Source organism: Streptomyces sp. NPDC012827 (assembly GCF_042900905.1).
In the GTDB taxonomy this organism is placed as follows: Bacteria; Actinomycetota; Actinomycetes; order Streptomycetales; family Streptomycetaceae; genus Streptomyces; species Streptomyces gulbargensis.
The window spans coordinates 50830-69110 of the sequence record NZ_JBIBBY010000016.1 but is presented as its reverse complement, the minus strand read 5'-3'; the positions used below and the strand labels follow the sequence as shown (position 1 = coordinate 69110).

General features: G+C 74.9%; 16 protein-coding genes. 4 read left to right on the top strand and 12 right to left on the bottom strand.

The window, feature by feature from the left end:
• The first annotated feature begins 102 nt into the window (after positions 1-102).
• Positions 103-885, top strand: a complete 783-nt coding sequence (locus ACFY60_RS29015; protein WP_388608312.1) for an ABC transporter permease — start codon at positions 103-105, stop codon at positions 883-885.
• Here ACFY60_RS29015 and ACFY60_RS29010 read toward each other — a convergent pair.
• The gene (locus ACFY60_RS29010; RefSeq protein WP_388608309.1) at positions 869-1537 is read right to left on the bottom strand and encodes an HAD-IA family hydrolase; all 669 of its coding nucleotides are present in this window, start codon (positions 1535-1537) and stop codon (positions 869-871) included. The genes ACFY60_RS29015 and ACFY60_RS29010 overlap by 17 nt on opposite strands.
• Before the next feature lie 155 nt (positions 1538-1692).
• Positions 1693-2871, bottom strand: coding sequence for a peptidoglycan-binding protein (locus ACFY60_RS29005; RefSeq protein ID WP_388608307.1), 1179 nt, complete (start codon positions 2869-2871; stop codon positions 1693-1695).
• Positions 2872-3006: 135 nt separating this feature from the next.
• Here ACFY60_RS29005 and ACFY60_RS29000 point away from each other — a divergent pair, with 135 nt between their 5' ends.
• On the top strand, positions 3007-5067 hold the full coding sequence (locus tag ACFY60_RS29000) for an MDR family MFS transporter (RefSeq protein WP_388609192.1): 2061 nt from the start codon (positions 3007-3009) through the stop codon (positions 5065-5067).
• Between the two features lie 69 nt (positions 5068-5136).
• Here ACFY60_RS29000 and ACFY60_RS28995 read toward each other — a convergent pair whose 3' ends face one another.
• The 3 genes from ACFY60_RS28995 to ACFY60_RS28985 all read right to left on the bottom strand — a co-directional run bounded on the left by ACFY60_RS28995 (position 5137) and on the right by ACFY60_RS28985 (position 7867).
• Positions 5137-5622: a GNAT family N-acetyltransferase gene (locus tag ACFY60_RS28995; protein ID WP_388608305.1), complete on the bottom strand. Its 486-nt coding sequence runs from the start codon at positions 5620-5622 to the stop codon at positions 5137-5139.
• Between the two features lie 29 nt (positions 5623-5651).
• Positions 5652-5987, bottom strand: coding sequence for an antibiotic biosynthesis monooxygenase family protein (locus ACFY60_RS28990; RefSeq protein WP_388608303.1), 336 nt, complete (start codon positions 5985-5987; stop codon positions 5652-5654).
• A 1424-nt stretch (positions 5988-7411) separates the two neighbouring features.
• Positions 7412-7867, bottom strand: coding sequence for an ankyrin repeat domain-containing protein (locus tag ACFY60_RS28985; protein WP_388608301.1), 456 nt, complete (start codon positions 7865-7867; stop codon positions 7412-7414).
• Positions 7868-8013: 146 nt separating this feature from the next.
• Between ACFY60_RS28985 and ACFY60_RS28980 the strand changes: the two genes are divergently transcribed.
• Positions 8014-9189, top strand: coding sequence for a serpin family protein (locus tag ACFY60_RS28980; protein WP_388608299.1), 1176 nt, complete (start codon positions 8014-8016; stop codon positions 9187-9189).
• 58 nt (positions 9190-9247) lie between these two features.
• Here ACFY60_RS28980 and ACFY60_RS28975 read toward each other — a convergent pair whose 3' ends face one another.
• Both ACFY60_RS28975 and ACFY60_RS28970 read right to left on the bottom strand, forming a co-directional pair.
• Positions 9248-9928 (bottom strand): O-methyltransferase, encoded by a 681-nt coding sequence (locus ACFY60_RS28975; protein ID WP_388608297.1) that lies wholly within the window; start codon positions 9926-9928, stop codon positions 9248-9250.
• Complete coding sequence (locus ACFY60_RS28970) at positions 9925-11034, bottom strand: DUF2330 domain-containing protein (RefSeq protein ID WP_388608295.1); 1110 nt, start codon at positions 11032-11034, stop codon at positions 9925-9927. Before ACFY60_RS28970 ends, ACFY60_RS28975 begins: the two co-directional genes overlap by 4 nt.
• 338 nt (positions 11035-11372) lie before the next feature.
• On the opposite strand from ACFY60_RS28970, the gene ACFY60_RS28965 reads away from it, so the two are divergent.
• The gene (locus tag ACFY60_RS28965; protein ID WP_388608293.1) at positions 11373-12653 is read left to right on the top strand and encodes an acetyl-CoA C-acyltransferase; all 1281 of its coding nucleotides are present in this window, start codon (positions 11373-11375) and stop codon (positions 12651-12653) included.
• A 465-nt stretch (positions 12654-13118) separates the two neighbouring features.
• Here the strand turns inward: ACFY60_RS28965 and ACFY60_RS28960 are convergent, their stop codons facing one another.
• The 5 genes from ACFY60_RS28960 to ACFY60_RS28940 form a co-directional block, all read right to left on the bottom strand.
• Positions 13119-13520: a transglycosylase SLT domain-containing protein gene (locus tag ACFY60_RS28960; RefSeq protein ID WP_309051625.1), complete on the bottom strand. Its 402-nt coding sequence runs from the start codon at positions 13518-13520 to the stop codon at positions 13119-13121.
• A 298-nt stretch (positions 13521-13818) separates the two neighbouring features.
• On the bottom strand, positions 13819-14727 hold the full coding sequence (locus tag ACFY60_RS28955) for an ECF transporter S component (protein ID WP_388609189.1): 909 nt from the start codon (positions 14725-14727) through the stop codon (positions 13819-13821).
• Entirely contained in the window at positions 14691-16418 is a 1728-nt protein-coding gene (locus ACFY60_RS28950; RefSeq protein WP_388608291.1) for an ABC transporter ATP-binding protein, read from the bottom strand. The genes ACFY60_RS28955 and ACFY60_RS28950 overlap by 37 nt, the downstream gene beginning before the upstream one ends.
• Positions 16415-17617 carry an energy-coupling factor transporter transmembrane component T gene (locus ACFY60_RS28945; RefSeq protein ID WP_388608289.1) on the bottom strand — a complete coding sequence of 401 codons (1203 nt, stop codon included), beginning with the start codon at positions 17615-17617 and terminating at the stop codon, positions 16415-16417. Before ACFY60_RS28945 ends, ACFY60_RS28950 begins: the two co-directional genes overlap by 4 nt.
• Entirely contained in the window at positions 17614-18270 is a 657-nt protein-coding gene (locus tag ACFY60_RS28940; RefSeq protein WP_388608286.1) for an SCO2322 family protein, read from the bottom strand. Before ACFY60_RS28940 ends, ACFY60_RS28945 begins: the two co-directional genes overlap by 4 nt.
• Positions 18271-18281: the final 11 nt, after the last annotated feature.

Below are 18281 nucleotides of genomic sequence, written 5' to 3'. Positions count from 1 at the left end.
CCGATGCTCCGCATGGACTCCCTCCTCCGCCTTGCGATGCACGGCGCCAGACGCCGCTCCCTGATCCGGCCTGATCCAAAAGACACGGCCTAGGGTGGGCCCGTGCTTCTGGACGTGAACGCCACCTTCGCCGCGGTCCTCGCCGTACTCCTCGCCGCCGCCGCGGGTGTCGTGGCCCTCGCCCGGCTCGGCCGGGCCCGCGACACCCTGCTCGCCGGTGCCCGCGCCGCCGTCCAGCTCGTGGCCGTCTCGCTGGTGATCGGCTGGGTGGTGCGGTCCGTACCGCTGCTGTTCTGCTTCCTGGTCCTGATGTACGCGGTGGCGGTACGCACGGCCGGGCGCCGGGTCGTACCCGCGCCCGGCAGGGGCTGGTGGTGGGCGGCCGTACCGATCGCCGCCGGCGTCCTCCCGGTGGTCCTCGCCCTCGTCCTCACCGGGCTCGTGCCGGTGAAGGGCATCACGCTCGTGCCCGTGACCGGCATCCTCGTCGGCGGAGCGCTCACGGCCACCGTCCTCGCGGGCCGGCGTTCGCTCGACGAGCTGGAGGGGCGGTGGGGTGAGGTGGAGGCCGGGCTGGCGCTCGGTCTGCTCGCCCGGGACGCCCGGCTGGAAGTGGCCCGGAAGGCGGCGGCCGACGCCCTGCTCCCGGGCATGGACCAGACCCGCACGGTCGGGCTCGTCACCCTGCCGGGCGCCTTCGTCGGCATGCTGCTCGGCGGCGCGTCACCGCTGCACGCCGGGGCCGTTCAGCTGTTCGTGCTCATCGCGCTGCTGGCGGTGCAGGCGGTCGCCGCGGCGACCGTCCTGGAACTCGTCGCCCGCGGCCGGATCGTCCGGCCGCGGGCGGGGGAGACGGGGGCGGGCCCGGTTACGGCAGTGCGGTGAGCGTGGCCGTGCCGTCGGCGCCCGCCTCGACGCGGAGGTGGGTGAGGTCCGGCACGTACAGGTCCGGTGCGAACGCCGCCGCCCGAGGGCCCACGCCCACGATCCGCATGCCGGCCGCCCGGCCCGCCCGGATGCCGGCCTCGGAGTCCTCGAAGACCACGCACTCCGCCGGGTCGAAGCCCAGTTCCGCCGCGCCCTTGAGGAAGCCCTCCGGGTCCGGCTTGCTGGCTCCGACGCACTCGGCGGTGATCCGGGTCTCCGGCATCCGCAGCCCCGCCGCGCCCATGCGGGCCCGGGCGAGTGCCGCGTCCGCCGAGGTCACCAGCGCGTGCGGGAGTCCGGCGATCGCGTCCATGAAGGCGGGGGCGCCGCCGACGGGAACGACCCCGTCGAGGTCGGCGGTCTCCTCGGCCAGGATGACGCGGTTGTCCGCGTGGTTCTCCTCCATCGGGCGGTCGGGCAGGAGGAGCGCCATCGTGGCGTAGCCCTGGCGTCCGTGCACCACCTTGAGGACTTCGTCCCCGTCCAGGCCCTGCCGGTCCGCCCAGCGGCGCCAGCAGCGTTCGACGACGGCGTCCGAGTTGACGAGGGTGCCGTCCATGTCGAGGAGGAGGGCGCGGGCGGTGAGCGGTGCCGGGGTGGTGGCGGCCATGAGGTCTCCAGAAGGGTGGCGCGGAGAACAGAGTGGACCCGCCCGCCGGTCAGGGAGTGCGAGCGGGGCCACTTTGTTTTTTCACGATACAAAACCGGGGGCGGTCTTGGCCACCCCGGCCACCGCCCCGACCGTCACCCGGAATGCCGCCGGGGTCAGATGTGGGGCGTGTTCCGTTCCAGAACCTCGCGGGTGGCGGGGCCGTACACGCCCCTCGGGTCGTCCTGGATGTACATCCACGACTGGTACGCCTTCACCGCGCGCCAGACGCCCTGGTCGTACTCGCCGTCCAGCGGCCCGCTGTAGGCGCCCACGTCGGTCAGCCGCTCCTGCAGCTCCCGCACCTCCGCCCCGCTGTCCCCGTAATCCAGCGTCCGCGGCTCCTCCGCGGGTTCCTCCGTCTCTTCCGGGGGAGGCGGCGCGGCCGGCCGGGTGCTCGGTTCGCCCGTGCCGGTCGCGGGCGCCGCCGGGGCCGTGGACGCGGGGCCCGCCGGGGCGCCCGGCGCCGTGGACGTACCGGAGGCCGACGGGGACGCGGACGCGGGACCCGAGGAGGGGCCGGAGGGGGAGGCGGAGGCCGAAGGGGAACCCGAGACCGCGGGGGTCGCCGAGCCGGACGGGGAGGCGGAGCTCTCCCGCGCCGAGGGGGACGCGGAGGACGGCTCGGAGCCCGTGGAGGACGGCGTCGCGCTGGACGGCGCCTCCGAGACGGCGATGTTCAGCGACGCGCTCGTGGTCACCTCGGGCACGGCCGCCCGGTCCTCGCGCTCGCTGCCGAAGCCGAGCACCGCTGCCGCGAGGGCCGCCGTGCCCGCCACGGCCGCGGCCGACACCAGGACGGCCGTCCCGCCCCGCCGGGCACCGCGCCGGCGCGCTCCGGACCCGTCGCGCACGCCCACCGCGCCGGGTCCGTCGAGCAGCAAGGGCCTCGTCTCGTCGCCACCGTCGTCGCCGTACGGCTCCGGGCCCATCTCGTACGCCTCCGGGCGGCCCGCCCCGTACGGCCCCGCGTCCGCCCCATGGCTCCCGGCCGCCCCGTACGGCACGGCGTCCCCGTACGTCCCGGCCGTCACGTCCTCCGGGCGGACGGCAGTCAGCCGCGCCGTCGGCGGATCCTGCCCACCGGAGCCACCGGAGCCGCCGGCGCGATCCGCACCGCCCGGACCCCGCGCCCCCTCGTCCCCCGCCTCCGCCGCCTCCAGCGTCACGTACGGCCGGATGCGCAGCGGATCGAAGTCCTCGGCCGCCGCCACCTCCGCCGCGAGTTCGGCCGCCCGGGCGCACGCGCAGCCAGGTCTGTGTCCACCGCATTCAGGACAGACGTGTCCGGTCATGATGGGTCCCCTCCCCGAGACAACTGCGAGCGATTATGCAGTCCGCCCCCTTCGGGCGGGTGAACACACGTCTCCCTCGGCAGGCCATATCCGGACATTCGGATCATGATGGAGGGAACCTCCGAGGAGACGCCCATGGCCCAGGACATCCGCTCGCCCCAGCTCGGCGGCGGCCCCGCGCCCGGAGCGGGGCAGAGCCACCGCGGGGTCCTCGTCGCGATCGGCGCGCTGCTGCTCGGCATGCTGCTCGCCGCGCTCGACCAGACCATCGTGTCGACCGCCCTGCCGACCATCGTCAGCGAACTCGGCGGCATGGAACACCTCTCCTGGGTGGTCACCGCCTACATGCTGGCCTCCACCGCCGCGACCCCCTTGTGGGGCAAACTCGGCGACCAGTACGGGCGCAAGAAACTCTTCCAGGCCGCCATCGTCATCTTCCTGATCGGCTCCGCCCTCTGCGGCATCGCCCAGAACATGCCGCAGCTCATCGCCTTCCGCGCGGTCCAGGGCCTCGGCGGCGGCGGGCTCATGGTCCTGTCGATGGCGATCGTCGGCGACCTCGTGTCGCCGCGCGAGCGCGGCAAGTACCAGGGCCTCTTCGGCGCCGTCTTCGGCGCCACCAGCGTGCTCGGCCCCCTGCTCGGCGGCGTCTTCACCGAGCACCTCTCCTGGCGCTGGGTCTTCTACATCAACCTGCCGGTCGGCATCGTCGCCCTCTTCGTCATCGCCGCCGCCCTGCACATCCCGGTCCGCTCCACCCGCCACACCATCGACTACCTCGGCACCTTCCTCATCGCCTCCGTCGCCACCTGCCTCGTCCTCGTCGCCTCCCTCGGCGGCACGACATGGGCCTGGGGCTCGGCGCAGATCATCGGCCTCGCCGTCCTCGGAGCCGTACTCCTCGTCTGGTTCGTGCGCGTGGAACGGCGGGCGGCCGAGCCGGTCCTGCCGCTCAAGCTGTTCCGGGTACGGACCTTCACACTGGTCTCCGTCATCAGCTTCGTCATCGGCTTCGCGATGTTCGGCGCGATGACCTACCTGCCGACCTTCCTCCAGGTCGTCCAGGGCGTCACCCCGACCATGTCCGGCGTCCACATGCTGCCCATGGTCCTCGGCGTGCTCCTGACCTCCACCGCCTCCGGGCAGATCGTCTCCCGCACCGGCCGGTGGAAGGTCTTCCCGATCCTCGGCACCGCCGTCACCGCCCTCGGCCTGCTCCTCCTCCACCTGCTGAGCGAGACCAGTTCCACCTGGCGGATGAGCGTCTACTTCTTCGTCTTCGGCGCGGGCCTGGGTCTGGTCATGCAGGTTCTCGTGCTCGTCGTGCAGAACGCCGTCTCCTACGAGGACCTGGGCGTCGCCACCTCCGGCGCCACCTTCTTCCGCTCCATCGGAGCCTCCTTCGGCGTCGCCGTCTTCGGCACGATCTTCACCAACCGGCTCACGCACAAGCTGGAGGACGTCTTCGCCGGAGCCGGACCAGGCGTGCCACCCGGCACAGGACCCGAGCAGGTCGCCGCCGACCCGCGTGCCATCGGGGCGCTGCCGCCCGCACTGCGGCCGTCCGTGCTCCACGCGTACGCCACGTCCATCACCGACGTCTTCCTGTACGCGGCACCGGTCGTCCTCCTCGCCTTCGTCGTCGCCTGGTTCCTCAAGGAGGACCGGCTGCGCGGCTCCGTCACCGCGCCCGACACCAGCCAGACGCTCGCCTCCAACCCGGTCGAACGCTCCTCCTACGACGAGTGCGCCCGCGCCCTGTCCGTCCTCGGGTCCCGGGAGGGACGCAAGGCGGTGTACGAGAAGATCACCGCCCGCGCCGGGCTCGACCTGCTGCCCGCGTCGAGCTGGCTGCTCCTGCGCATCCGCCGGCACGGGTCCGTCGAACCGGCGCTGCTCGCCGAGAGCACGCCCGTGCCGCTGCGGGCGATCACCGAGGCGGCCCGGGAGGTGGAGGGCCGGCGCCTGGCCCGCAGGGAAGGGCTCCAGCTGATGCTCACCGACGAGGGGGTGGTGGCCGCGACGAAGCTGGCCAAGGCCCGGGAGGACTCGCTGGCCGAACTCCTCGGCGACTGGTGGGGGCCGGACCGGCCCACCGATCTCGTACGGCTCGTGGAGGAGCTGACGGCCGAGCTGAGCGGCTCGGACGCGGAACGGCCGCACGCGCCGCAACCGCCCCGCGACCACCACGCCTGAGCGGGCGCCACGCCGTTCCCGGGCCGGCGAGGCGCCTCCGCCCGCAACCGGGCGGGCAGGCGGGGCGGTTCAGAGCTCCTTGCCGTACCAGATCTCCATGTACGGGCCGGTGCAGTACGCCGGTATCTCCGCGTATCCGTGCCGCGTGTACAGCGCCCGTGCCTCGATCAGGTCCAGGCGCGTGTTCAGCACCATCCGGCGGGCGCCGAGTTCCCGCGCGGCGTCCTCCAGATGCGCCAGGAGCGGGCCCGCGCCGCCCTTGCCCCGGTAGGCGTGCCGCAGGAACACCCGGGTCAGCTCGGCACGCTCCTCGTCGAGGAGCACGACGCCGCCGCAACCGGCCGCCTCACCGGCGAAGCGGGCCACCAGGAACGCGCCGGTGGGCGCGGTCAGCAGCTCCACCCCGTCGTTCGTCAGGCCCTCGTCGATCTCCGCCTCGGTGGCGGGCCGCTTCCAGTAGCGGCCGGCGACGTCGCCGTAGTAGTCACGGCGCAGGGCGGTGGCGTCCGGGGTGTCGACGCGCTCGGGGGTGAAGGTCCAGGTCATGCGCGCCATTCTGGGACGCGCACGACACCGGACGCACCTCAGTTCTTGGGGGACGCCTGCTGGACGACCTCGAACGACCACAGGGTCGAGCCCGAGGCGGCGGGCTTCGGCCGCTCGGCCCCGCCCTCACCGCCGGCCGTGCCCTGGTGGGCGGCCTTCATGGAACCGTTCATCCAGGCCTGGAAGTCCTCCTCACTGCGCCACCGGGTGTACACCAGGTACTGGTCGGTGCCCTCCAGCGGGCGCAGCAGCTCGAACCACTCGAAACCGTCGGACCCCTCCACGGCCCCGGCCCGCGAGGCGAACCGCTGCTCCAGCACTTCCCGCTGGTCTGCGGGGACGGTCAGGACGTTGATCTTTACCACGCTAGGCACATGACACCTCTCAGGAAGCACAGGCCGGGCGCTGCGCCGAGCCTTGATCACGTGCGTGCAGTCTCCTATATCCGCCAGTCAAAGCGGCGTGAGGACGACTCACAGGCATCGCCCGCGGCGCAGCGCGAACGGTGACAAGGCGGCGAGCGCGCGTGCCAGGCGGCGCGAGGCCGGCAAGATCGGCGAGACAGCCCTTAGCGCTGCGTCCACCACGTGCCCGCTGCCCCGCCGGCGGCGGTGACCAGGGCGACGAGCCATCCGGGGATGCGTTGCACGGTCAAGTGCAGTCCACCGAGGCGGAGTTCGAACGCTGGGCGGTTGGCGGTCTTTGTGTCCATGCTGCGAGTCGTGGTCATGGCTTGTAGTCCTCTCGCTGGCTTCGTTCATGCGGCTTGCATGTCCTCTGGCTCCTGTCGCGCGCCGTTGCGTGACGGCGAAGGAAGAAAGGACGCAACGCCACGACGCGACGTGGGGTGTCCGGTCGGAGTCAACGCCATGCAGCGATGAGAGAGGGCCGGGCTCGCATGGGCCAAGTCCGTTCCCCGTGATGCGATTTCGGGGGTGCTGTGAGCGGGGGCCATGTGGCGTGGTGGTGTGCTTCGAGCTCATCCCGGAGAGCTTCGCCGCCCCCAAGGCGTATCGCGCCGATGACGGGAAGAGCGTATCTCTCCCGCCCCCGGGGCCGTCATGAGCTGTATGTGTACAAAAGCAGTGGCGGAAGTTTGACGCTATGGACAGCGCCACGACGGATGGTTGTCGGCGGCTTCGATCCCGGGCAGTGCGGGCTTGCCTGACGGGCGGTTATGTCGCGATCCGCCAGGTCGCGACGGCGACGGCGTACGGACACCGGAGCCCCTTGGGCGCCGGACGCAACCACTCCGTCGCCGGGTTCGTCGCTTTTGCCGCGCAGCCATGCGTGTGTACGTGCCCCTGATCCTGCGCGGACTCCAGCGCTACTACCTGCACATCCGGGATGCCGAGGAGACGCCCCCATTCCCCGTAGCCCCCGAGTACCGGTGCCCCGAGCCGACCACCCGTGGTGGCAGCTGTGCCGAGCTCCAGGGCGTTACGAGTGCAGAGCGGGGCTACAGCGTGTGGGGGCAGCGCCTCCGACGCGCGGTTCTCTACCGGCGTCCGTGTGTCTGCCGTGCGGGCGTACGGCCACGGTGGCGGACGACTCCCGGGACTCGCGCCGTTCCTTGGTCGCTCGGGACGTCGCCGATCCGGACGCGTTCTCTCGGCCGCGTCCGCTGCGTACGTCGCGTGACCGGCCGGACGACATCGGCCGGCGCGGGAACGGTCGGCACCCTGCGCGACGTGATCCGGGGTACGAGGATCCCGCCGAGCTGCCCAGGGAGCCGGAAGCATCCCATGGCGTTCTTGTGGCCCGAGAACAACGGCCGGGAGTGGCTGGTTCCGCCCGACTACGTGCGGTCTTCCGCTCCCGCCGGTGCGGTGCGGTCGCGTGGTCGGGCGCCCGCGGCGAGAAGGGCGGCGATCGTGTCGGGGTGGGGCCCGGTCGTCGCCCATTCGAGAGGGGAACGGCCCGTGCCGTGGTCCTCGCGGAGTTGGGGGTCGGCGCCGTGGGCGAGCAGCGCCCGTACCGTTGCGGTGTGGCCCCAGCACGCGGCCGCGCACAAGGGTGTGCCTTCCGCGCCGTGTCCGCTCTCGGTGTCCGGCGAGGCCCCGGCTGCCAGCAGGCACAGGACGTTGTCGGTCGCTCCGGCGACGGATGCCGCGTAGAGCGGTGTGGTGCCCTCGGCGTCGCGGGCGTCCGGGCAGGCCCCGGCCCGCAGCAGGGCGAGGACGCGGGTGCGGTCGCCGAAGGCCGCCGCCTCGACGAGGCGCCGGCTCAGCTTCTTCCGCCGTCGTCTGTTCACGCTCGCTCAGGCCGGCCTCGGGGCGCGGGAGACGTCCTGCGGAAGGAACGGCCCCTTGCTTGCCGCGAGCCGGGCATGATGCGGAAGGCCGCCCCCGGTGGGTGGCTCGGCCCGTTCACGATCCCGATGCTCATGGAGGGCAGCTTATGACCCCGCACCCCGCGAACGATCACCTCGGACGCGCCGCCGACGCGGTGCGGGAGTGGGGCGGGCGGTGGGTGGAGCGGTTCGGGGCGCGGGACTTCGTGTGCGCGCCCGCCGGGTTGTGGCTGGCGCTCGGTGTCGTGGCCGCGGGGGCGCGGGGGCGGACCGCCGCGGAGCTGCGGGAGGTCGTCGGGGCCGGCGGGGAGGCGGCGGCCGGGGCGGTGACCGAGGTCGGGCGGCGGATCGGCGAGGGGGCGGCCGGGGCCGCGGTCGCGACCGGGGTGTGGAGCAGGGTGCCGGTGCTCGGCTCCTTCCGGAGCGGGTTGCCGGACGTACGGTTCGGGACGCTTCCCGGGGCGGCGTACTTCGCGCTTCCCGACACCGCTTTCGGCGCCACGGACGATCTGTCCTTCGAACCGGGGGACGCGGACGCCCAGGGCGAGATCGACACCTGGGTACGGGGGGCCACGGGCGGCAGGATCGCGCGGCTGCCGTTGGAGCTGGACGGTTCGGAGGAGCTGGTGCTGGTCAACGCGGTGGCGTTGAAGGCCGCGTGGGCGTGCGCCTTTCCGCGGCGCCTCACCCGGGACGCGCCCTTCACGGACGGCGACGGGGTCACCCGGCCCGTACCGACGATGCACCGGCGCGTGCCGGGCGCCTGGGCGTGGCGGACGGGCCGGGTCACCGTCGTGGAGCTGCCCTGCGCGGGGGAGGGGGCGCCCCGGGTACGGTTCGCGCTCGGCCCCCGGGGCGCGGGGCCGAGCGAGGTGATCGCCGCCGCCTGGGCCGGCGACGACGGCGACCGTGCCCCGCTCGGCACGCGGGCCGTCGACGTCGCCCTGCCGCGTTTCTCCCTGCGTACGCGGACCGATGTGACCGGCGACCTGCCGGCCCTCGGCGTCACGCATGCCGTGCGCCCCGGGGCGGACTTCTCCGGGCTCTCGGCGGCGGACCTCTTCGTCTCCGGGGTCGCGCAGGAGGCGCTGGTCGAGATCGCCGAGGAGGGGATGGAGGCGGCGGCCGTCACCCAGGTGACCACGGCCCGCAGCGCGGCACCGCCCCGTCCCGAAGCGGTGGAACGGGTCGCCTTCGACCGGCCGTTCGGCATGGTCGTGCTCGACGCGACGGGCCGGCTGCCCCTCTTCGCCGGCTGGCGCCGCACCGCGCCCGTCGCCTGAGGCCCCTGCCGGCGGGCGGGCCGGACGCAGTTACCGGTCAGCCGTCAGCCGTCAGCCGTCAGCCGGTCACGCGGGCGATCAGCAGCCCGTCGTACCCCTTCGTGCCGACCGTCTGGAGGGCGGTCGCGTCGAGGCGCGGTTCGCGGGCGACGAGGTCGAACATCTCGCGGGTGCCGGTGATCGCCGGGTCGTCCGGGTGCGGGGTGGCGACCTTGCCGTCGCGTACGACGTTGTCCACGACGATCAGGCTGCCCGGGCGGCTCAGCTTCAGCGCCCAGGAGACGTAGTGCGGGTTGTTGACCTTGTCGGCGTCGATGAAGACGAAGTCGAAGGGGCCCGCGCCCTCCCGCTCCAGGAGCGGGAGGGTGTCGAGGGCGGCCCCGGTGCGGATCTCGACCTGCTCGTCCAGGCCGGCGCGGGCGATGTTGGCGCGAGCCACGGTCGCGTGCTTCGGGTCGTACTCCAGGGTCGTCAGCGTGCCGTCGGCGGGCAGTGCGCGGGCGAGCCAGATGGTGCTGTAGCCGCCGAGCGTGCCGATCTCCAGGATCTTCCGCGCGCCGTGGACGAGCGCCAGGAGGTGGAGGAACTTGCCCTGGTTGGGGGCGACGGCGATCTCGGGCAGGCCCGCGGCCGTGGAGTCGGCGAGCGCGGCGGTCAGCGCCTCGTCGGCGGGGGCGAGGAGATCGGTGACGTAGGTGTCGACCTCGGACCACTGCGGATTCGGCTGAGAGTGCGTCATGCGGCCGACGCTACACCGCCGTTCGCCCCGGTGGTCCGCCGTTCCCGCCGGGCGCGCAGCAGCGCGCCGGCGGTGAGGGCCGCCGCGCCGGCGCCCACGGTGAGCAGCCAGACGGGGACACCGCCGGCGACGGTCAGCAGCCGGTCGGTGTACTCCACGCGGCGGTACGGCGTGTCGGCGACGGTCCGCAGAAGGTGGTCCCCGTCGATCCGCTCGGGGTGCGGGAAGCCCTGCTCCAGGGCGGTCAGGTGGACGGCGCGGCCTCCGGTGAGGCCGGCGACGGGCCCCTCCGGGTGGTCGACGTGGCCCGCGAAGGTCACCTCGGGGCGCTCGCCGCCGATCGCCGAGCGCGGCTCCATGCGGTGGTCGGCGAGGACGTACAGGCCGAGGGACTGCGGCGTCCGCGCGAGGCGCGAGAGGCGCATCGGGTAGACGAGTTCGGGCGAGGCGAAGGCGATCCGCAGTGGGGTGAGTTCGCCGCGCAGGACCGCGTCCTCCTCCTCCGGGGCGAGGCGGACGGCGACGTACTCCCACTTCCGCTCGACGTACGGCCGCAGCGCGCCCGGCAGGCGGTCGGGCAGGTCGAACCCGTGGGTGCGGAGCCACGTGCCGAGGGCCTCCGGGTCGGTGGCCGTCAGCCGGGCCACGTCGAAGGGGCCGAGCCGTTCCCGTCCGACGACACCGACCCCGGCGCCGTCCGCGCCGCCGGGCGCCGCCGCTCCCGCGCCGTCGCCGCGGCCCGCGTCGAACGGCCAGTCGTCGCCGCGCGGCCAGAAGTGGAAGCGGTCGCGCCGCTCGGGGGCGGTGAGGTCTTCGAGACGGTCGAAGAGGTCCGGGTCGCCGAGCGTGACGTCGGCGCGGCCCGGCACCGGCATGATCCAGGCGGCGCGCCGGGCGTTGCCGCTGACGTGGAAGCGCATGACGATCGTCTCGGTGGTGCCGTCCCAGTGGACGGCGGACTCCTCGCGGTCCACGCCGATGCGCGACGCCGGGTCCGGGATCATGGCGCCGCAGCCGCAGGCGTACGCCGGTACGGCGAGCGTGCCGAGCAGCTGGAAGGCGAGCAGCGCGACGAGTGTGGTCAGGATTCGGTGTGTCCCCCGCATGTGGTGTCGGACGCGGGCCGGGAAGGGCCGGTTCCGTACGGGGCGGGGAGGAGAGGCGATCCGGGAGGTGCGGCGGGCTCCGTACGGGGCGCTTCCGTACGGGGCCGGGCGGGCGCCGAGGGGCGGTGCACCAGGCCGGTGCCGGGCCCGGCACCCGACGGCAACGCGTTCTAGCCGTCCGGACCGGCATGGCGGGAACCAGCACCCGCCCGACCCTTGCGTACCCGCGGTAGCAGTCCTCAGACTGCTCGGGAATCTGGAACGCGTACCAGTCGCCCTGACGCGCCGACCGGGCGGTTGCCCACACTCCCGGCCGGGGCCGAGGAGAGGACGAGGCCATGCCCGCGGAACCCGTCATCGTCGAAGCCGTACGCACCCCCCTCGGCAGGCGCGGCGGCGCGCTCGCCCGGCTCCACCCCGCCCGCCTCCTGGGGGAGGCCTACCGCGAACTGCTCGGCCGCACCGGCATCCCCGCCGACTGTGTCGAGCAGATCGTCGGCGGTACGGCCGCCCTGACCGGCGAGCAGGCGGGCAACCCCGCCCGCACCGCCTGGCTCGCCATGGGGCTCCCGTACGAGACGGCCGCGAGCACGGTCGACGCCCAGGGCGGCTCCTCGCAGCAGGCGAGCCACATGGTGGCCGACATGATCGCGGCCGGGGTCATCGACGTCGGCGTCTCCTGCGGCGTCGAGTCCACGTCCCGCGTACCACCCGGGTCCGGCTCCCCGTTCGGGTCCGGCTTCCCGTTCGACTCGGGCTCTCCGATCGGCTCCGGCTCTCCGTTCGGTCCCGGCGTCCGCGAGCCGCTCGGTGACGGCCGCGGGTCCTGGCCCGGAACCGGCAGCCCCTTCCCCGACGGCTGGGACGTCGACCTGCCCCACCCGGTCGAGGCCGCCGAGCGCATCGCCCGCCGTCGTGGACTCACCCGGGAGCACACCGACGCCCTCGGACTGCTCTCGCGGGAGCGGGCCGCCGTCGCCCGGGCCGAGGAGCGCTTCAAGCGCGAGACCTTCCCCGTCCGGGTCCCCGCCACCGAGGAGGAGTCGGCTGCGGGGCACGGCCCGGGGCGGCTCGTCGACCGGGACGAGGTGCCGGGCGACACCGGCATGGAGGAGCCGGCGCGGCTCAGGCCCCTCTTCCCCCTGGCGATCCACACGGCCGGGAGCGCGGCCCCGGCCGCCGACGGCGCCGCCGCGCTCCTGTGGGCCTCCCGGCGCACGGCCCGCGCCCTCAAGCTGCGGCCCCGCGCCCGCATCGTGGCCCAGGCGCTCGTCGGCGCCGATCCGCAGCACCCCCTCGACGGGCCGGTCGACGCGACCCGCGCGGTGCTCGGCAGGGCCGGGATGAGCCTGCGGGACATCGACCTCGTGGAGATCGACGAGGTCTTCGCCTCGGTGGTGCTGGGCTGGGCGCGGGAGTTCGGGAGCGACCTCGACGGTCTGGAGAAGGTGAACGTCAACGGCGGCGCGCTCGCGCTCGGCCACCCCGTCGGAGCCACCGGCGCCCGCCTCCTGACCACCGCCCTGCACGAACTGGAGCGAGCCGACCAGGAGTTCGCCCTCGTCACCGTGGGCGGGGGCGGTGCGCTCGCCGCCGCGACGATCCTCCAGCGGCTCTGAGGAGGCCGCGGGGGAAGGGGAGGGCTCCGGCGGTACGGACCCGGGGCGGCGGGCCCGGAAACGCCGCAGGCCCCGCCCCTCCGGGTGCGGAGGGCGGGGCCTTGCGGACGCGCGGACCGGGTGTGGCGGACCGGCGGGATGTCCGGCCGGGCTCGTGGACCGGCGGGACGCGGTGTGGCCGGGTGCGTGGCCCGGCGGGTCGTCCGGCCGGGCTCGTGGACCGGCGAGACGCGGGCCGGCCCGTCGAGGGCCGGCCGGGTGCTACGGGGGCGCGGCGCCGCCCGGGAGGCGGCGCGCCGACTGCCGCACGGCGCTGCCGTGCCGCGGTGCTGCGGGGTCGTGCGCGGTGACGTGCCGCGCCGGTACGGCGCGGGGCCACGGGGTCGCGGCGGTGAGCCGCGGGACTGCCCGGTACCGGCGGAGCCGCCCGGTACCCGTCGAGCTGTCTGCTACCGGCGGTGCTTCTTAGTACCAGCCGTTGGCCTGCCAGAACGCCCAGGCGGCGTTCGGGGAGCCGTAGCGCTCGTTCATGTAGTTCAGGCCCCACTTGATCTGGGTGGCCGGGTTGGTCTTCCAGTCGGAACCGGCCGAGGACATCTTCGAGGCCGGCAGGGCCTGGACGAGGCCGTAGGCGCCGCTGGAGGAGTTGGTCGCGGCGGGGTTCCAGCCGGACTCGTGCGCGACGATCTTGCTGAAGGACGCGTACTGCGAGGCGGGCACGATCTGCCGGGCGAGCTCCTGCGGGCTGGCGGCCGAGGCCGAGCCCGTCGTGCCCAGCACCGCACCGGACGCGCCGAGCAGCACGGCTGCGGAGGCGGCGAAGGTCTTCTGGCGGGCGGAGACACGAGTGGTGAGCGAGCGGAACAAAACGTCATACCTAACGTCGGGGACATGGGTCGCGCCGGGCGTTTTCGGCATGCCGGAACCAGAGCCCGGGAGACCCGGGGACTGGGGGGAACCGGCCGTCCGTGGCGCTGCGATCAGCACCGGCTGCCTGGCGACGTCCTCCAGACAAGCAAACCCGGCGGGGCGGTGCAACGACCCCCTGTACGAGGAAGGTTCGGACCCCGGGGGGTGCTCCGGGGAGCGCCTCGCGCCCCGAGGCCGGACCGTTTCCGCAGGTGAGATCCCTGTATGGGTGTTTTGAGAGGATTCTCCAGGTCTACTATTCCGGCTCGTACGTGACCTGGGTCCTATGAGGGGCCTCACCCGGGAGGGGCCTTCGGGACCCCTCGAATGTGACCTGGGCCGCGAAGTTCGCCCGCCGCGTGGCCCGCCGCAGCGCCCGCAGCAGCGGCCCGCCCACCGCCCACGTGAGGACGACCGTGAGCACCGCCCGCCCCAGGTCCCAGGCGAGGGAGGTGGCCACCACGTACGCCAGGAACCGCACCAGGTTGTCGCCCAGCGGGTCCCCGGGCCGGAAGGAGATCGCCTGCCCCGCCCCGCCGACGGTCACCCACCCGTACAGATTGGTGACCGTGCCGTACGCGAACGCCGCCACGACCCCGTACGCCGAGAGCATCAGCAGCTCGCCCCGGCCCCGGATCCGCTCCGGCCCGGGCAGCAGGCCCGCGCCCATGGCGAACCAGCCCATCGCCATCATCTGCATCGGCATCCAGGGCCCCACCCCGCCCGTCAGGAGCGCGGAGGCGAAGAGGGTGACCGCGCCCAGGACGAAGCCGAAGCCGGGCCCGAGGACCCGGCCGCTGAGCAGCATCAGGAAGAACATCGGTTCCAGGCCCGCGGTCCCCGCGCCCAGCGGGCGCAGCGCGGCGCCCACGGCGGCGAGCACGCCCAGCATGGCCACCGCCTTGGCGTCCATCCCGCAGTCCGCGATCGTCGCCACCACGACGGCGATGAGCAGTGGCAGCAGCAGGGCGAAGAACCAGGGCGCGTCGGCCGCGTGGTCGGTGACGGCGGATCCCGCGTCGGCCACCAGCGGCCAGCCGGCGGCGGCCAGGCCGACCAGGGACACCAGCACCAGGGCCGCGACCGACTTCGGACCCAGCCGGATCGGGCGGGCGGCGGTGCCGGCGCTCACAGGGCCGCCTCCACCTGTTCGACCGTGAGCCAGGGCCGGGGCGCGAGGACCTTCGCCACCTGCGGGGAGAAGGCGGGCGAGGAGACGACCACCTCGGCCGTCGGGCCGTCCGCCACCACCTCGCCGCCCGCGACGATCACCACGCGGTCGGCGAGTTCGGCGGTCAGCTCCACGTCGTGGGTGGCCAGGACGGTCGCGTGTCCCGCGGCCGCGAGGGTACGGAGGTGGGCGACCAGCCGGGCCTTGGCGGCGTAGTCCAGACCGCGGGTCGGCTCGTCCAGGAGGAGCAGCGGCGGGCGGCCGGTCAGGACGACGGACAGGGCGAGCGCGAGCCGCTGCCCCTCCGACAGGTCCCGGGGGTGCGTGGTGTCCGTCACGCCCGGCAGCAGCTCGGCCACGAGGGCCCGGCAGGTGCCGGGGGCGGCGCCCGCGTCCGCGTCGGCCGCCGCGCACTCGGCGGCGACGGTCTCCGCGTACAGCAGGTCGCGCGGCTCCTGCGGGACCAGGCCCACCTGCCGGATCAGGGCGCGCGGATCGGTGGTGTGGGGGGTCCGGCCGGCCACGCGGACGGTGCCGGAGGTGGGGGCGACCGTGCCGACGAGCGTGTGGAGGAGGGTCGACTTGCCGGCGCCGTTGCGGCCCATCAGGGCGACCGTCTCGCCGGCCCGCACCCGGAGGTCGATCCGGCGCAGCGCCTCGACCCGCCCGCGCCGGACGGCCAGGGCGCGCACGTCGACCAGGGGTCCGGGCGCCGTGTCCTCCGCCGGGGCGGTACGCCCCCGGCGGAACAGGGGCCGGCGCCCGGAGCCCCTTCCGGGGGACGCGGCGGACGGACCCGCCGCCTCGGCACCGCCCGCGCCCCCGGCCTCACCGGCACCGCCGTCCCGCCCCGCGAGCGCGCGCGGCGGCTGCGGGGTGCGGTCGGCGAGGCGGTCGCGGAGGGCGGTGGCGCGGCGGCGGGCGTCACGGACGGTCAGCGGGAGCGGGTCCCAGCCGGCGAGGCGTCCCAGGGCGACCACCGGCGGATGGACCGGCGAGACGGCCATGATCTCGGCCGGCGGGCCCATGCGGCCGTCGGGGAGCAGAAGGACCTGGTCGGCGTACTGGACGACCCGTTCCAGTCGGTGTTCCGCCATGAGGACCGTCGTGCCCAGGTCGTGGACGAGCCGCTGGAGGACCGCGAGGACGTCCTCGGCCGCCGACGGGTCCAGGGCGGAGGTCGGCTCGTCGAGGACGAGGACCCGCGGGTGCGGGGTGAGGACGGAGCCGATCGCGACCCGCTGCTGCTGGCCGCCGGAGAGCGTCGCGATCGGCCGGTCCCGCAGCTCGGCCAGACCGAGCAGGTCGAGGGTCTCCTCCACGCGGCGGCGCATCACGGCCGGCGGGAGCCCGAGGGACTCCATGCCGTACGCCAGCTCGTCCTCCACCGTGTCGGTGACGAAGTGCGCCAGGGGGTCCTGGCCGACCGTGCCCACCAGGTCCGCCAGCTCACGCGGCTTGTGGGTGCGGGTGTCCCGGCCGCCGACGGTGACCCGGCCGGTCAGGGTGCCGCCCGTGAAGTGGGGGACGAGCCCGGACACCGCGCCGAGCAGGCTGGACTTGCCGACCCCGGACGGGCCGACCAGCAGCACCAGCTCGCCCTCGGGCACGGTCAGGGCCACGTTCCGCAGGGCCGGCGCGGCGGCCCCCTCGTAGGTGACGGAGACCTTCTCGAAGCGGATCACGTGTCCTCCTTCGGTACGGGGGCGACGAACGCGGGCAGCAGCCCCACCAGGACCGCGAGCGCCGGCCACAGCGGCAGCTCCGGTGTCTCCAGCGGGACGACCCCGGGACGCAGGGCGTCCGGTACGCGGGCGGCGGCGAGGACCATCGCGACGGCGACCGTGACGCCCGAGGCGGCGACCAGCCAGGACCGGGGCCCGAACCGGTCGGGCCGGTAGCGGGTGCGGACGGTCCTGCGCCCGCCGAGTCGGAGTCCCGCGAGGGCGGCGAGCAGCCCGGCGCCGAGCAGCGGCAGCCCGTACGCGGCGCCCTCCGCGGCGAGCAGCCCGTACGAACCGGCGCACACGCCGAGGAGACCGCCGAGGACCAGCACGTTCGTGGTGCGGCGTACGGAGTCGGGGACGCGGGCGGTACGGCCGTAGCCGCGCGCGTCCATGGAGGCGGCCACGGCGATCGACCGCTCCAGGGCCCCTTCCAGGACCGGCAGGCCGATCTGGAGCACCGCGCGCACCCCGCCCGTGGGCCGGCCCCGCAGCCGGCGGGCGGTGCGCAGCCGCACCACGTCGGCGACCAGGTTCGGGGCGAAGGTCATCGCCACGACGACCGCGACCCCGGCCTCGTACAGGGCGCCCGGCAGCGACTTCAGCAACCGCGCCGGGTTGGCGAGCGCGTTGGCGGCACCCAAGCAGATCAGCAGGGTCGCCAGCTTGGCGCCGTCGTACACCGCGAAGACCAGCTGCTCGGCCGTCACCCGGCCCCCGATCCGTACCCCCCGCGCCCAGTCGGGCAGCGGCACCTCGGGCAGCGTGAACAGGGCGGTCGTGCCCGGGATGGGCGAGCCGAGGACCAGCGAGAACACGACCCGCAGAAGCACGACGAACAGGCCGAGCTTCACGAACGCGCCGTACGAGCGGGCCCAGGGCGCGTCCGTGCGGCGCGCCGCGACGACGTAGCCCGCGACGGCGACGACGAGGCCGAGGAGGAGCGGGTTGGTGGTGCGGGAGGCGGCGACGGCGAGGCCGAGCGCCCACAGCCACCACGCTCCGGCGTGCAGCGCGTTCGACCGGTTCGCCTCCGGGGCCACGAGTCCGGCCCCTGCGGCCGCGAACCCGCCGCGCCACGCGGTGGCGGCGCTACGGCCTCCGGGACGGGGCTCGGACGTGCGGGTGGTACGGCGGCCGGGGCCGCGGGCGGGGGTCATCCGCGCCGGCGGGCCTTCCAGACGGCGGCGCCGCCGAGGGCCAGCACGGCCGCGCCGCCGACGAGCACGCCGAGCGACGGGCCGCCGCCCGAGGGCGCGGACGCGGTGCCCGTCTCCCCGGACGCGGGGGCGGACGGGGCGGGGGTGGCCGGCGGGGCGTCCGCGACCTGCTCCCCGCAGCCCTTCGCCGGGTAGCCGGCGATCCCGCAGAGCAGGGCCGCGCTGTTGTACCGCAGCGGCGTGACGACCGCCGCCAGGGCGTCGGCGGCCGTCGCCGACTCCGGGACCTGCGCGCAGCCGGCCCGCAGCAGGTCGCGCGGCGGGGTCTCGCCGGGCGGGGCGTCCTTCGGTCCGCCGAAGTCGACGACGACCGCGACCCGCTTCGTCCCCTCCCGCTCGGGCACGTCCCGGCAGGTCCGGGCGGCGTCGGGGGCGGTGGAGGGCCGGGCCGCGTCGGCGGAGTCGGCGCTGACCGCGAAACGGAAGCCGATCGCGGAGCCGTCGGCGGGCCGGGCGGTCGCCGGGCCCTGCGTGGCGTACGTCCAGCGGCCGCCGTCGGCCTCCCAGAAGGACCAGTAGCGGTATCCGGCGGCCTCGGCCGAGGGGGCCGCCGCGGCGAGCGCGATCAGCGCCCCGGCCGTGGCGCCCGCCACCCGGCCACGGG

Bases quoted from the DNA above. Each gene is read 5' to 3' on its own strand.
- ACFY60_RS29010 (WP_388608309.1), bottom strand. From the start codon at position 1,537: ATGGCCGCCACCACCCCGGCACCGCTCACCGCCCGCGCCCTCCTCCTC.
- ACFY60_RS29005 (WP_388608307.1), bottom strand. From the start codon at position 2,871: ATGACCGGACACGTCTGTCCTGAATGCGGTGGACACAGACCTGGCTGC.
- ACFY60_RS29000 (WP_388609192.1), top strand. From the start codon at position 3,007: ATGGCCCAGGACATCCGCTCGCCCCAGCTCGGCGGCGGCCCCGCGCCC.
- ACFY60_RS28995 (WP_388608305.1), bottom strand. From the start codon at position 5,622: ATGGCGCGCATGACCTGGACCTTCACCCCCGAGCGCGTCGACACCCCG.
- ACFY60_RS28980 (WP_388608299.1), top strand. From the start codon at position 8,014: ATGACCCCGCACCCCGCGAACGATCACCTCGGACGCGCCGCCGACGCG.
- ACFY60_RS28975 (WP_388608297.1), bottom strand. From the start codon at position 9,928: ATGACGCACTCTCAGCCGAATCCGCAGTGGTCCGAGGTCGACACCTAC.
- ACFY60_RS28970 (WP_388608295.1), bottom strand. From the start codon at position 11,034: ATGCGGGGGACACACCGAATCCTGACCACACTCGTCGCGCTGCTCGCC.
- ACFY60_RS28965 (WP_388608293.1), top strand. From the start codon at position 11,373: ATGCCCGCGGAACCCGTCATCGTCGAAGCCGTACGCACCCCCCTCGGC.
- ACFY60_RS28945 (WP_388608289.1), bottom strand. From the start codon at position 17,617: ATGACCCCCGCCCGCGGCCCCGGCCGCCGTACCACCCGCACGTCCGAG.